A 230-nucleotide genomic window follows, 5' to 3' on the forward strand; every position below is an offset into this window, starting at 1 on the left:
TCTGAGGCGCCAACGACTAAATTGTGCACGTTCGCCAGGGCTTCAAAGTCATTGGCGACGGCGGCCACGCCCGCTGGGGTCAAGCTGATGACACCGGTCACGGGGTCAATCTCAAACCAAGCGTCATCATTGCCGCTGACGATACTGTAGGTCACTGGCGTGCCTTCCGGATCGGTCGCAGACACAGTGCCAATCACAGTGCTGTCGCTGCTGTTTTCAAAATACGTAAA

General features: G+C 56.1%; 1 protein-coding gene. It reads right to left on the bottom strand.

What is annotated here, in order from left to right; all coding sequences use genetic code 11:
* Window positions 1-230, bottom strand: a 230-nt coding sequence (locus tag H5114_RS20355; RefSeq protein ID WP_182723897.1) for a cadherin repeat domain-containing protein, incomplete at both ends; no start/stop codon positions are given.

Source organism: Shewanella sp. SR43-8 (assembly GCF_014163775.1).
GTDB lineage: Bacteria > Pseudomonadota > Gammaproteobacteria > Enterobacterales > Shewanellaceae > Shewanella > Shewanella vesiculosa.